This is a genomic window from Paraburkholderia phenazinium, assembly GCF_900100735.1.
Taxonomy (GTDB): Bacteria; Pseudomonadota; Gammaproteobacteria; order Burkholderiales; family Burkholderiaceae; genus Paraburkholderia; species Paraburkholderia phenazinia.
On record NZ_FNCJ01000002.1, the window covers coordinates 239,290 to 252,153 of the forward strand.

12 protein-coding genes are annotated in these 12,864 nt (G+C 62.3%); 7 read left to right on the forward strand and 5 right to left on the reverse strand.

Annotated features, from left to right (window positions below; translation table 11 throughout):
• Nucleotides 1-17: 17 nt before the first annotated feature.
• From BLQ92_RS04920 to BLQ92_RS04935, 4 genes are all read right to left on the reverse strand, one after another.
• A complete protein-coding gene (locus tag BLQ92_RS04920) occupies nt 18-1,160 on the reverse strand; it encodes an alkene reductase (RefSeq protein WP_090682220.1) in 1,143 nt (380 codons plus the stop codon).
• 150 nt (nt 1,161-1,310) lie between these two features.
• Nucleotides 1,311-2,525, reverse strand: coding sequence for an MFS transporter (locus BLQ92_RS04925; protein ID WP_090682222.1), 1,215 nt, complete (start codon nt 2,523-2,525; stop codon nt 1,311-1,313).
• A 36-nt stretch (nt 2,526-2,561) separates the two neighbouring features.
• Nucleotides 2,562-3,710, reverse strand: coding sequence for an FAD binding domain-containing protein (locus BLQ92_RS04930; protein ID WP_090682224.1), 1,149 nt, complete (start codon nt 3,708-3,710; stop codon nt 2,562-2,564).
• Nucleotides 3,707-4,360: a DsbA family oxidoreductase gene (locus BLQ92_RS04935; RefSeq protein WP_090682225.1), complete on the reverse strand. Its 654-nt coding sequence runs from the start codon at nt 4,358-4,360 to the stop codon at nt 3,707-3,709. Before BLQ92_RS04935 ends, BLQ92_RS04930 begins: the two co-directional genes overlap by 4 nt.
• Nucleotides 4,361-4,478: 118 nt before the next feature.
• Here BLQ92_RS04935 and BLQ92_RS04940 point away from each other — a divergent pair, with 118 nt between their 5' ends.
• Complete coding sequence (locus BLQ92_RS04940; RefSeq protein ID WP_090682227.1) at nt 4,479-5,399, forward strand: LysR family transcriptional regulator; 921 nt, start codon at nt 4,479-4,481, stop codon at nt 5,397-5,399.
• A gap of 66 nt (nt 5,400-5,465) precedes the next feature.
• Here the strand turns inward: BLQ92_RS04940 and BLQ92_RS04945 are convergent, their stop codons facing one another.
• A complete protein-coding gene (locus BLQ92_RS04945) occupies nt 5,466-5,984 on the reverse strand; it encodes a Dps family protein (protein ID WP_090682229.1) in 519 nt (172 codons plus the stop codon).
• A gap of 305 nt (nt 5,985-6,289) precedes the next feature.
• On the opposite strand from BLQ92_RS04945, the gene BLQ92_RS04950 reads away from it, so the two are divergent.
• From BLQ92_RS04950 to BLQ92_RS04975, 6 genes are all read left to right on the forward strand, one after another.
• Entirely contained in the window at nt 6,290-6,979 is a 690-nt protein-coding gene (locus BLQ92_RS04950; protein WP_090682230.1) for a hydrolase, read from the forward strand.
• Between the two features lie 75 nt (nt 6,980-7,054).
• Nucleotides 7,055-8,923 (forward strand): amidohydrolase, encoded by a 1,869-nt coding sequence (locus BLQ92_RS04955; protein ID WP_425194897.1) that lies wholly within the window; start codon nt 7,055-7,057, stop codon nt 8,921-8,923.
• A 373-nt stretch (nt 8,924-9,296) separates the two neighbouring features.
• On the forward strand, nt 9,297-9,938 hold the full coding sequence (locus BLQ92_RS04960; protein WP_090682234.1) for an HD domain-containing protein: 642 nt from the start codon (nt 9,297-9,299) through the stop codon (nt 9,936-9,938).
• Nucleotides 9,939-9,966: 28 nt separating this feature from the next.
• Nucleotides 9,967-10,218 (forward strand): DUF1427 family protein, encoded by a 252-nt coding sequence (locus BLQ92_RS04965; protein ID WP_090682236.1) that lies wholly within the window; start codon nt 9,967-9,969, stop codon nt 10,216-10,218.
• 126 nt (nt 10,219-10,344) lie between these two features.
• Nucleotides 10,345-11,292 (forward strand): VOC family protein, encoded by a 948-nt coding sequence (locus BLQ92_RS04970; protein WP_090682237.1) that lies wholly within the window; start codon nt 10,345-10,347, stop codon nt 11,290-11,292.
• Nucleotides 11,282-12,814, forward strand: a complete 1,533-nt coding sequence (locus BLQ92_RS04975) for an alginate export family protein (protein ID WP_090682239.1) — start codon at nt 11,282-11,284, stop codon at nt 12,812-12,814. The genes BLQ92_RS04970 and BLQ92_RS04975 overlap by 11 nt, the downstream gene beginning before the upstream one ends.
• Nucleotides 12,815-12,864 lie beyond the last annotated feature (50 nt).

Sequence of the window (12,864 nt, forward strand, 5' to 3'; positions counted from 1 at the left end):
GCGGCTCACGGAATGCGTCATGCGTGCGCCGGGCCTGCCTGGGCGTTTTGCCCGGCGCTGCTGTCGAACGGATAGTCGATATACCCGGCGTGGTCACCGCCATACCAGCCGATCGGCCTCGGTGTCGCGAGCGGCGCATGGGTCGCAATGCGTTCGACCAGATCGGGATTGGCGATATACGCGCGTGCAAATGCAATCAGGTCGGCGTGGCCGTCGCGGATCAGCGCGTCGGCCTGATCGATGGAAATGCCGCCGTTAAGCATCAAGGTGCCGGAAAAAGCGCGGCGCATGCGTTCGATGATGCGCGGCAAGTCCGGAGCGCCGCTCCAGCCGTTGGTGTCCGCCGCATGCAGGTAGGCGATGCCGAATTCTCCGAGCATCTTGCCGACATAATCGTAAGTGCTGTCCGGGTCCGCATCGCGCACGTTGTTGTAGTGCGCGTAAGGCGAGATGCGCACGCCGACCCGGTCGAGCGAGACCACCGAGCCGATCTCCGTGAGAATGTCGCGCAGGAAGTTGGCGCGGTTCGCAATCGAACCACCGTAGCGATCATCGCGCGTATTGGTGGTCGACGAGAGGAACTGATGCGGCAGGTAGCCGTTCGCCGCGTGGACTTCGACACCGTCGAAGCCGGCCGCGATCGCGTTGGCCGCGCCCTGTTTGAACGCGTCGATGGTGAGCTTCACTTCATCGAGCGACATGGCGCGCGACGGCGTGGCGTGGATCTTGGTGTACTGGCCGTTTTGCAGTTGCGCCCAGACCTGCAATTGTTCGAGGTCGTCATTTACACCTGAAGGCGAGAGCGGCGCTTCGCCGCCCAGCAGTGCAAATGAACTGACGCGTCCGCCATGCCACAACTGCATGAAGATGCGGCCGCCGGCGGCGTGCACCTGGCTCGTGATATGACGCCAGCCGTCGATCTGCTTGGTCGTGATAATGCCGGGCGTGAGTTCGAAGGCGGCTGAGGCCGAGCTGACATTGGTCGCCTCGGTAATGATCAGTCCCGCCGACGCGCGCTGCGCATAGTATTGCGCCATCATCTCCGTCGGACAGCCGTGCAACGGCGCGCGCGAGCGGGTCATCGGCGCCATCACGACGCGATTCGGCAGGCGCAGCCCATTCAGGTCGTAACCGTCGAGCAGGGGTGAAAGGGAGGACATGACGATTCCTTTGCAAGCGATTGGGTGTCGTTCAGGTGAATGACTATCCGGGTTAGCGTATCGTCAACCCCGCGGAAATTCCTGAAGACGCCCTGAAATGTTGTTAAACCGGACAGCAGGCCGTCCGGTCTCGTGATTGGGCGATGTAGATCAGGCGATGCGCGCGGCGTGCGGACGGCCAATCGCGAGATAGTGCGCCAGCGCAATGATCGGGAACGCCGTCGCGACGGCGGCCACCAACGGCCAGCCACCATGCTCATAGAGCGGGCTGGCGAGCGCAGAACCGAACGCACCGCCCACGAAAATGCTCGTCATATACAGCGCGTTCAGGCGGTTTCTGCTCGCCGCATGCAACGCATATATCTCGCGTTGACCCAGCACCATGTTCATCTGCACGGCGAAATCGAGCACGATGCCGGTCGCCACGAGGCCCAGCACGCCCCACGCCGGATGGATCAGTGCGGGAGCGTAGGCGAGCGCGCCCACTACCAGCGCGATCAAGGTTGCGCGTACCGTGTGACCCGCATCGGCCAGACGTCCCGCAACAGGTGCCGAGGTGGCGCCGATCGCACCCACCAGCGCGAAGATGCCGATCTCGGTTTGCGAGAGCCCGAAATGACGCGTCAACTCGACGGGGATCGCGGTCCAGAACAGACTGAACGAAGCGAACATCAACCCCTGATACAGCGAGCGATGACGCAGCACTGGCATCGTTCGGACCAGGTGGCCGAGCGAGCCGATCAGTTCGAAGTAGGTCGCCTTGTGATCCGGTTGGCGGCGCGGAATGGTCAGCGCGAGCACGCTGGTCACGATCGTCATCAGCACGGCTGCGGCGCCGAACACCACGCGCCAGCCGAAATGCCCGGCTACCACGCTGGAGATCGGGCGTGACAGCAGAATGCCGAGCAGCAGCCCGCTCATGATGGTGCCGACCACCTTGCCGCGCGACTCGTCCGGCGCGAGATGCGCGGCGAGCGGGATCAAGATCTGCACGGCGACGGAGCTGAAGCCGACTAGCAGCGAGATCGCGAGGAACCAGCCCGGTTGCTGCGCGAACGCCGCGGCTGCAAGACTCACGATCGACACGAGGGCCGTGGTGATCATCAGTTTGCGGTTTTCCAGCAGGTCGCCGAGCGGCACGAGAAAGAACAGGCCAAACGCATAGCCGATCTGCGTGAGCGACACGATCAGGCTGGCTGTGCCACCGGACATGTGAATGTCCGGTGCGATCAGTTCGGTGATCGGTTGCGCGTAGTACAGATTCGCGACGATAGCGCCGCAGCAGAACGCGAACAGCGCGATCAGACCGCGTGTCAGTTTGACGGGATGGGTGCCGCCCGTCGCGGTGGATGCCTGGGTTGACATGAGAACTCCCTGAAGTACGAAACGGAAAAAGTGGACTCAGCGGGCGATGTTCATCAGCCGGTCGCCGAGCGAAATACCCAGATCGGTCATCAACTTGCCGCGTTGCAGCTGCTGGTTCTCCCAACGCTTGAGGGCTGAATCGATCGTCGCGCCGCTTTGCCATGTCGACGACAACGCGAGCGCCAATGAATGGGCATTGGCCGCCGCCTTCGCAGTGCTGCCCGCCGTGTGGGGACGCGGCACCGAGGCGGCGTCGCCGAGCAGCACCGCGCGGCCGAACACCATCTTCGGCGAGCGCAGGTCGACGATCGGCTGCATGAACGGATCGTCGGTGGCATCGACTAGCGCGCGAAACGTCGGCCCAAGCCAGGTTTTTGCGTCTTCGCGCAACTGGGCGATGTCGGTGCTCTTGGTCGAGCCAGGCGGCAACGAAAACGCCCGCGCGACGCCGTGACGGTCGACCAGCAACGCGTCGAGTTGCTCGCGGCTGTATTTGCGGTACCACACCCAGTTCCAGCGACGCTCGCCGACCACAGTCGAATCGTTGTCGCCGGGAATCAGATAGCAGAGCCCGGAATGCCCGTCGCCTTGCTGAAAGCTGAAGCGGTCGCGCAACATGTCCGCGGCCGGCAAGGGCAGATCGGCTTCCTCGACTAGCCCGCGCCACGCGACATACCCCGCGTAGGCCGGCACAACTTCGGGGAGCAGGCGGCGCCTGAGCGTCGAACGAATACCGTCGGCGCCGATCAGCAAATCGGCCTGTTCGCTGCGGCCGCTCTCGAACTGCGCGACGATCTGTTCGCCTTCCATACGGAAATCGACAAAAGTCTCGCCGGCGTGCAGCGCCTGCGCGGGTAGCGCATTTTTCATGGCGCGATACAGCAGGCTCCATGAAGTCTGCATTTGCGGCATGTACAACTGTTCGACGCGCTTGTCGTCGCGATCCAGATAGATGCGCTCGCCTGACGCCACGCCCGGAGGAACCGGCAACGCGACGCCGGCGAACTGCAGCGCATCCAGGACGTCCGGTTGAAGCACGACGCCGCCGCCGCGGCTTTCCAACTGATTCGGCGAGGTTTCGAACACGTCGACCTCCCAGCCGGCCGCCCGCAAGGTATTGGCCGAGAGCAACCCGCCGAGCGATCCGCCGATTACGACGGCATGCGGTTTTTCAAGCGATCTCATGCTGCGTTCCTTTGCTCTGCCGAACGCAGCGCGTTGGTGAAGACCACGGGAGGCTGTGCGCCGCTGATCACATGGCCGTCTATCAGGATGGTCGGCACGGCCTGAACGCCGAGCTTGTCGGCCCGGGCGCGCGCGGCGTCCATCTCCTGATTGCCGGCAGCGGAGAGCAGGTACGCGCGCACTTCGTTGGCATCGAAAGCATGGTCCGCGGCGATTGCGGTCAAGGTATCGAGCGAGCCGATGTCGCGGCCTTCGGAAAAGTAGGCGGCGTAGATGGCCTGATACAAGACGGCGGTTTTCATCGGTTCATTGCGCTGTTGCGCGAACTGCATCAGGCGATGCGCCAGACGCGTGTTCGGCGTGCGCAACACTGCGTCGTAGTTGAACTGCGCGCCGGCAGCCAGACCCGCTGCCGTCACTTGCGCGTCCATGATTTGCGAGCGTGCCCAACTGCCGAATTTCCGGGTCCGGTAGGCGCGCCGGTCCATACCTTCGGCCGGCATGGACGGATTCAACTCGAACGGCACGTAACGGATCGACACAGCCGCGCCGGTGCCGGCTTGCGCCAGCGCCGCAGCAAGATTGCGTTGACCGATCCAGCACCACGGACAAATGAAGTCGTAATTGATTTCGATCTGAATGGCTTGCATGTTGCACCCCTCACTAGGTAATGGATGCAGCTTATACGTTGCGTTAAAATTGTTGAATGTGGATAAAATGCAAGCGAGAGTTGCGTTTTTTGCAACCAAATCGGAGGCCGGAACGACCATGGACAAATTCCTCGCGGTGAAAACGCTACTGGAAGTGGCGGACGCCGGCGGCTTTTCGAAAGCCGCCCAACGTCTTGGGGTGGCCACCTCCTCGGTCACACGCTTGATGGACTCTCTGGAAGCCTCCCTGGGCACCGCGCTGCTGACCCGCACACCTAGAAAGGTCAGCCTCACGGACGCCGGCATTGCTTACGTCGAACAGGTCAGCAAGGTGCTCGACGACCTGGCCGAGGCGGACGAGAGCGTGTTCGACAGCGGCGCGTCGCCGGTCGGCGCACTGCGCATCGCGGTACCGTCCACCTATAGCCGCCTGCGGCTCGCACCGCACCTGGCGGCGTTTCTCTCCGCCCATCCCCGCGTGTTTCTCGATGTTGTCGTTGCCGATCACTTTGTCGACCTCGCGCTCGAGCGGATCGACGTCGCGATCCGGATCGGCCAGCTCGATCGCGACGCCAACCTGATCGTTAAAAAGCTGGCGGACAATCCGCGCTGCGTGGTGGCCAGCCACGACTACCTCGAACGTAGCGGCACGCCACGAACACCGGAAGAACTGAGCGCTCACGAGTGCCTTCGCTTTGCATACGGCGGTGGCTATCGTTCCCGGCAGGTCTGGACCTTCCGGCGGGACGACGCGCAGCAGCGCGTCGACGTGCATGGTCATCTGCTGTCGAACAATCTCGACATCCTGCTCGAAGCCGTGCTGGCGGGACGCGGCATTGCGTTGCTGCCCGAATGGCACGTCGCGGCCGAGATTCGCGCGGGACGCCTCATGCGCTTGCTGGAGCACTTCGATGCGAGTCCCCATCAAGGCGACGCCGTCGTGTACGCCGCGTATCTTCCCAATCGCCGCCAGTCCAGCAAGGTGCGGGCGCTTATCCAGTTTCTCGAAGCGCGCCTTCACGCTTCCCTTGAAGGCTGAAAGGCACCCTGCTAGCGCGTTGCCTGAGTGCTCGCGGCAGGCTGCGCGGCACCCGCTTGCGCAGTCCTACGCGTGGCGTCCCGATTCGAACAGGAACCACACGCGCCGTTCTGCCTCGTCGATCCAGTTTTCGAGCAGGCTGGCCGTCGCGACATCGTTGTACTCACTGCACAGCGAATGCGTCTCGCGCATGTAGCCGGCGAGCGCCAGATTGTCTTCACGCAATTCCGCCAGCATGTCGCTCGGCGTCACGAAATCCGCGTCGTTGTCGAGAATCCGCTGCAACTTCGTGATCTGGCCGGTGGAATGCAGCGTCTTGCCGCCTAGCTTGCGGGCGCGTTCCGCGATCGGGTCCGTCGCCGCGAAGATCTGATCCGATTGCTCGTCGAGCAACAGGTGATAGTCGCGGAAGTACGGCCCCGACATATGCCAGTGGAAGTTCTTCGTCTTCAGATACACCGCGAACACGTCGGCCAGCAAGGTGGTCAGAGCGGCGGCGATGTCGCGGGTCGCATCTTCGGTCAGGCGGGTCGGGGTTTTAAGCGGGGCCGCGCGATGGGCTGCCGCTGTAAGCGCTTCTTTCATAGAGAGTCCTTGTCATTGTCGAGAGTGGCAGCGTGTGAGTTGCTGACTTCAGGCGTTTGCATTGTAGGAATGCGGCACCCGTAAAGTCCTGCAGAAAACATGAAATGTTCTGAACCGCGAATCAGGATGTCCGCGCCATGGCCCGTCGAGGGTTTCGCCCCGCAAGGTTTATTTAAGAACTATTAAGGACTCTGCCAAGGACTCAGTGAACAGCCGTCGATAGACTGGGCCTCAGTTGTCCTCGCACTTCGACCAAGTGCGGCATCTCCTCCCATGTTCACCAAACCATTAGGACGTACAACGCCATGGCAAATCCGAAACTTGAAGTGCTGACGCCTGCTAACTCGCAGATCATCTTCATCGACCAACAGCCGCAAATGGCTTTTGGCGTCCAGTCCATCGACCGTCAGGTCCTTAAGAACAACGTGGTCGGCCTCGCGAAGGCAGCGCGGGTGTTCAACATTCCGACCACCATCACGACCGTGGAATCCGAAAGCTTTTCGGGCTACACATTCCCTGAATTGCTCGACGTCTTCCCGGGGCACAAGGTGCTTGAACGTTCGTCCATGAATTCGTGGGACGACCAGAAGGTGCGCGACTCGCTGGCTGAAAACGGCCGGAAGAAGGTGGTGGTGGCGGGTCTGTGGACTGAAGTCTGCAACAACACATTTGCGCTGTGCGCGATGGCCGAAGGCGACTACGAAATCTATATGGTCGCCGACGCATCGGGTGGCACGTCCAAGGACGCGCACGACTATGCCATGCAACGCATGATTCAGGCCGGCGTGGTGCCGATGACCTGGCAACAGGTGCTACTGGAATGGCAACGCGATTGGGCGCACAAGGAGACGTACAACGAAGTCATGGCGATTGCCAAGGAGCATTCGGGTGCATACGGGATGGGCGTGGATTATGCCTACACGATGGTGCACAAGGCTCCGCAGCGCACGACGGGGACCCACGAAGTTCTGGCACCCGTGCCGGCAAAGAAGTAACGAGTCGCGACGAGCGCCCGCTTCCCATGAATAGCTCCGCGCATGAAAAGCGGAGCGCTCCCAATGAGGATCGACATGACTTCCAATACTTCCGCGCCGACGCCGGCCGAGGTTGTCTTCTTTAACGGCAAGATCGCCACGCAGGACGACAAGCGCTCTTTTGCCGATTCGCTCGCCGTCGCGGACGGCCGCATTATCGCTGCGGGCTCGCGCGACGCCGTGATGCGCCACGTGAACGGCAACACGCGGCAGGTCGACCTCAAAGGCCGCACCGTCATTCCCGGTCTGAACGACTCCCACCTGCACATCATTCGAGGCGGGTTGAACTTCAACATGGAATTGCGCTGGGACGGCGTCCCTTCGCTGGCGGATGCGCTGGACATGCTTAAGAAGCAGGTGGCTCGCACACCGGCGCCGCAATGGGTTCGCGTGGTGGGCGGCTGGAACGAATTCCAGTTTGCCGAGCGGCGCGGCCCGACGCTCGAAGAAATCAACGCAATTGCACCGGATACGCCGGTGTTCATCCTGCACCTGTACGACAGCGCCCTCCTGAATGCAGCGGCGTTGCGCGCGGTGGGCTATACGAAAGACACCCCCAATCCTCCCGGCGGGGAAATCCAGCGCGACAAGCGCGGCAACCCGACCGGCATGCTGATCGCGCGGCCGAACGCCGGCCTGCTGTACGCGACGCTGGCAAAAGGTCCGAAACTCGGGCTCGAAGATCAACGCAATTCCACCCGTCACTTCATGCGCGAACTGAACCGTCTCGGCGTGACGAGCGCGATCGACGCGGGCGGTGGCTATCAGGCCTATCCGGATGACTACGCTGTCATCATGGACCTCGCGAAGAAAAGCGAACTGACGGTACGTATTGCCTACAACCTGTTCACGCAGAACGCGAAGAAGGAAATCGAGGACTTCGCGAAGTGGGTGAGGATGACCAAGCCGGGCGAAGGCGACGATTTCCTGCGCGTGAACGGCGCCGGCGAAATGCTGGTGTTTTCGGCTGCGGACTTCGAAGACTTTCTCGAGCCACGCCCGGATCTGCCCGACACGCTGGAAGACGAACTGGAAGCGGTCGTCAAACTGCTGGTCGCAAACCGCTGGCCGTTCCGGCTTCATGCCACGTATAACGAATCTATTGAGCGCTTCCTGAACGTATTCGAACGGGTGAATGCCGAGATTCCGTTTAACGGGCTGCGGTGGTTCTTCGACCACTGCGAAACCATCACGCAGAAGAACATCGAACGGGTGCGTGCGCTCGGCGGTGGTATCGCGATCCAGCATCGGATGGCTTTCCAGGGCGAGTATTTCATCCAGCGATATGGCGCGGAGGCCGTGAAGCGCACGCCGCCGATCCGTCACATGCTCGACGCCGGCCTGCCGGTCGGCGCGGGTACGGACGCCACGCGTGTCGCGAGCTTTAACCCGTTCGTGTCGCTGTACTGGATGGTGTCGGGCAAAACGGTCGGCGGCACGGCGATGTACTCGAGCGAAAACAAGCTCGACCGGATGGAAGCGTTGCGCCGTTACACAGTGGGCAGTGCGTGGTTCTCGAGCGACGAAGAGCGCAAAGGCGCGCTGGTTCCCGGCCAGTTCGCGGACTTTGCGGTGCTCAGCGAAGATTACTTCTCCATCGACGAAAGCCGCATCAAGTTCCTGACCTCGGCCATGACGGTGGTGGGCGGCAAGGTCGTGTACGCGGACGACGAATTCGCGCCGCTCGCGCCGCCTGCCCTGCCGGTCAGCCCGTCGTGGTCGCCGGTTGCCGAATTCGGCGGCTATAGCCGTTACAAGCCGACGGCGGTGGCCTGCGTGGACGGCTGCGTGAATCTGTGCGGCGTGCACGCGCATGCACACGGCTGGGCATGGCGTAAAAACGTGCCGGTCAGCGATTCGAACGGATTCTGGGGCGCGTTGGGCTGTAGCTGTTTCGCGTTCTGATCTCTACAGGTTCATGCAACTACGCGAGCGAGGACCTCGATGCCGACGCTAACTGACGATGTGCTGTTTGGCCTGGGTATCCTGGTCCTCGATTTTCTCGCCGAGCAATGTCGACGAGAGCTCGGGCGGCTTGCTGCAATGGATTCGCGACGGCGTGCGGCGCTTCCATGAACTGACGTTTTGAGCGGATTGGCATAGGTCGCGCGTCGATTAAGTCTTTTTAAGAATTCGCCAAAGTCTTTATAGATTTAATTCGCTACGCTGCAATGGATTGGCCCCTGGACTGTTGACGCGCCGGGACGTCGCCCGGTTGCGCTGCTCGTTCGGCACGCACAAAGGGGTACGCCGGGGGGACTGACACGGAGGAGTCGAGATGAAGAAAACCATTGCCGGCGTTGGCATCCCAGATGGTGTCATGGCCCAGGCGGCAACTGATCTTATCCGGGCCACAGAGTCCGAGTTGATGTTCCACCACGCGCTACGGGCGTTTCTGTTCGGGGCGCTAACCGGATACCGCGAGAATCTGACATTCGATCCGGAACTGCTGTATGTCGCCGCTATGTTTCACAACGTCGGGCTGAACCTGCAGTATCAGGGGTCGCCGTACCGGTTCGAAGTGGATGGCGCCAACGCCGCGCGCGAGTTCCTGCAGCAGTACGACATTGCCGAGCGGGAGATTGAAGAGGTCTGGGTGGGGATCGCGCTGCACACCACGCCAGGCATTCCGGAGCACCTGTCAGCGCTGGTTGCGCTGATTAGCGCCGGCGTGCAGATGGATGTGCGAGGCGCGCGCTACGACGAATTCACCGCGCAGCAGCGCGACGACATCGTGCAGGCCTACCCGCGCGAATCCGGTTTTAAGAAGAAGCTGATCGAGGCGTATGCGCGTGGCATGGCGAATCGTCCTGAAACGACTTTCGGGACCGTGAATGCCGATGTGCTGGACCGCTGGGATCCGAACTATCGGCGGCTGAATTTCTGCGGACTGGTGCTGGGATCGGACTGGCCGAATTGACGGATGTTTTTTTGAAAGGACGATCAGCATGGGCTACATCATTTCACTGGGCGTCGGCTTTGGCGTCGGGCTTCTCTACTGGCTGCTCAAGGTGCAATCGCCGGCGCCGCCGCTTATCGCGTTGGCCGGTCTGCTCGGCATGGTGCTGGGCGAGCACGCGATACCGGTTGTGAAAGCGCAGCTGTTTGCGCAGACGACAACGACGCAGGTCGTCGGGCAGATCAAGGGCAGCGCGGCGCAAAAGCCGGGGACGCCAGGCGCGACCAAGGAAGGCGGTTAATGAGGTGGGTGCGCGCTGATCTCGTGACGGCGTGCACCAACGCTGCGCCGACACCGCTTATGTTGCCTACATGGCCTCGATGCGAGGCCGACTCTTCAAACGTTGCTAATTCCATCGGGTAATCAAATGTTCAAGTCACTTCAACGGTTGCGCCCCGTCGCGCTTCTTTCCGCCGCGCTGCTGATCGGATTGGCGCCTGTTTCGTCCTCCTTCGCCGATGCCGGTCCGCCGGAACTGTCCACCGGCAAAACCGCGCTCGTGAAACATCCCGACGTATCGGTGGGCGCACAGTACGACACCACCCATGTCTATGTCGCTTCGGCCGACCTCGACGCGTTCGTCAACAGCTTCCTCGCGACGTTCGGCGGCAAGGCCTCGCCGCGTGCAGTCTTTACCGTGACGCCGACGCCGAGCAAGACTGCCTCGCAGTACGTGCAAACGCCGGTCGGTATGCTGTCGGTGTTCGGCTTCGAGACGCCGATTCCATATCCGTTCGGCAATGAACGAACCGGCTATCTCGTCACCGACATCGATCAGGGCGTGAAGGCGGCGCGCGCGGCCGGCGCTAACGTGCTGGTCGAACCGTTCGACGATCCGATCGGCAAGGACGCAATCATTCAATGGCCGGGCGGCCTGACCATGCAACTCTACTGGCACACCAAGGCGCCCAACTACGCACCGCTGCAAAGCGTGCCGGACAACCGCGTGTACGTATCGCGTGACGAGGCGAACAACTTCGTGCGCCGCTGGGTGCACTTCTCGCGCGGCAAGGTGGTGTCGGACAACCCGCATGCGGACGCCGGCGTGATCGGCCGCCCGGGCGAGACGGTCCGCGAGATTCTCATCACGTCGGGCTTTGGCCGTATGGTCGTATTCGTGACGGACGGCAAGCTGCCTTTCCCGTTCGGGCGTGAAACGACCGGCTACGGCGTCGCCGATCTGGCGCAAACGCTCGATCGCGCGCAAGCGGCCGGCGCGAAGGTGCTGTATCCGGCGTATGGCACTGGATCGGGCAAGACCGCCATGCTCGAATTCCCGGGCGGCTACATTGCCGAAGTGCACGATGGCGAGTGACGCACACGTCACCATCCCGACGAAGGCAGCCCGGCGTGCGCAGCGTGATCGCAAGCTGCGCGCCATCCGCGCGCTGCTGATCAGCACCGGGCTGGCGGCGGCGCTGCCGGCTTCGGCGGCGGACACGGCGCTGGGCGGTGCCGACGATACCTCGACGAGCGGCAGCGCGGCCGCTGCCGTCACCGCGGCAGCCGCGGCAACTGCGTCGTGCGCGAGGCCTGCGATCATGTTCAACCGCTGGCAGGAAAACTGGTCGGTGCTGGCCAATCCCTGTGTGCCGAAAGAGCCTTTCGATTCGCTGAAGTACATTCCGCTGTTCGGCAATCCCGATGCGTATATCTCGCTCGGCGCGGTGCTGCGCGAGCGGCTGGAAATCAACGATGCGCCGCTCTTCGGGCTCGGCTCGGGGCATGACGATACTTACTTGCTGCAAAGGCTTGAAGTCCACGCGGACGTGCGCCTCGGTCCCCACGTGCAGATCTTCACGCAGTTCGAAGACGCACAACCCTACGGCAAAGATTCCGTCACACCGGTCGACAAAAACCCGCTGGATTTACGTCAGGCGTTCGTCGCCGTTACCGAGCCGCTTGGGCCCGGCACCTTCAAGGTCCGCGTCGGCCGCCAGGAAATGGCATTCGACTTGCAGCGCTTCATCTCCGTTCGAGACGGCCCGAACGTGCGTCAGGCGTTCGACGCAATCTGGGCCGACTATGAAACCGGCCCGTGGCGCTGGATCGCCTACGCGACCCAGCCGGTTCAGTACCGTGACAACTCGGATTTCGACGATGTCTCCAATCGCGATCTGACCTTCAGCGGCGTGCGCGTGGAGCGCAAGAACGTCGGGTTAGGCGACCTGTCCGCGTACTACTCGCGCTACAACCGCATTAACGCTCACTTTCTCGACGCGAGCGGCGACGAACATCGCGACGTGTTCGATACACGTTACGCCGGCAATGTCGCCCATATCGACTGGGACGTCGAGGCGATGTATCAGTCCGGACATGTCGGCACCAAGACGATCGGCGCATGGGCGGTGGGTTCGCTTGCCGGCTACACGCTGGCGTCCGCACCGTGGACGCCGCGTGTCGGCATTCAGGTGGACGCTGCGTCAGGCGACAGTCATCCGGGCGACGGCCGCATCGGCACGTTCAACCCGCTGTTTCCGAATGGCTACTATTTCGCGCTGGCCGGCTATACCGGCTATACGAACCTGGTGCACATCAAGCCGACGCTGATCCTCAAGCCCAATAGCAAGCTGACGCTGCTGGCCGGTGTGGGCCTGCAATGGCGCGAGACCACCGCGGATGCGGTTTACCAGCAGGGCTCGGCGGTCGTGCCGGGCACAGCGGGGCATGGCAGCCCGTGGACCGGCTTTTACACGCAGCTTCGCGCCGACTGGGCGGTCACCGCGAACCTCGCCGCGTCGCTGGAAGCGGTGCATTTCCAGGTCGGACCGTCGCTGCGCGAACTCGGCGCGCGTAATGCCGACTATGTAGGCGCCGAACTCAAATTCGGCTGGTAGATGCCGGCACGCTATCGGCAAACTGTCATGGCGATGGCAGGCTAGATGAG

What these genes read in the sequence shown, in the direction of transcription:
- BLQ92_RS04920 (WP_090682220.1), bottom strand. Translation starts at nt 1,160, where the DNA reads ATGTCCTCCCTTTCACCCCTGCTCGACGGTTACGACCTGAATGGGCTG.
- BLQ92_RS04925 (WP_090682222.1), bottom strand. Translation starts at nt 2,525, where the DNA reads ATGTCAACCCAGGCATCCACCGCGACGGGCGGCACCCATCCCGTCAAA.
- BLQ92_RS04930 (WP_090682224.1), bottom strand. Translation starts at nt 3,710, where the DNA reads ATGAGATCGCTTGAAAAACCGCATGCCGTCGTAATCGGCGGATCGCTC.
- BLQ92_RS04935 (WP_090682225.1), bottom strand. Translation starts at nt 4,360, where the DNA reads ATGCAAGCCATTCAGATCGAAATCAATTACGACTTCATTTGTCCGTGG.
- BLQ92_RS04940 (WP_090682227.1), top strand. Translation starts at nt 4,479, where the DNA reads ATGGACAAATTCCTCGCGGTGAAAACGCTACTGGAAGTGGCGGACGCC.
- BLQ92_RS04945 (WP_090682229.1), bottom strand. Translation starts at nt 5,984, where the DNA reads ATGAAAGAAGCGCTTACAGCGGCAGCCCATCGCGCGGCCCCGCTTAAA.
- BLQ92_RS04950 (WP_090682230.1), top strand. Translation starts at nt 6,290, where the DNA reads ATGGCAAATCCGAAACTTGAAGTGCTGACGCCTGCTAACTCGCAGATC.
- BLQ92_RS04955 (WP_425194897.1), top strand. Translation starts at nt 7,055, where the DNA reads ATGACTTCCAATACTTCCGCGCCGACGCCGGCCGAGGTTGTCTTCTTT.
- BLQ92_RS04960 (WP_090682234.1), top strand. Translation starts at nt 9,297, where the DNA reads ATGAAGAAAACCATTGCCGGCGTTGGCATCCCAGATGGTGTCATGGCC.
- BLQ92_RS04965 (WP_090682236.1), top strand. Translation starts at nt 9,967, where the DNA reads ATGGGCTACATCATTTCACTGGGCGTCGGCTTTGGCGTCGGGCTTCTC.
- BLQ92_RS04970 (WP_090682237.1), top strand. Translation starts at nt 10,345, where the DNA reads ATGTTCAAGTCACTTCAACGGTTGCGCCCCGTCGCGCTTCTTTCCGCC.
- BLQ92_RS04975 (WP_090682239.1), top strand. Translation starts at nt 11,282, where the DNA reads ATGGCGAGTGACGCACACGTCACCATCCCGACGAAGGCAGCCCGGCGT.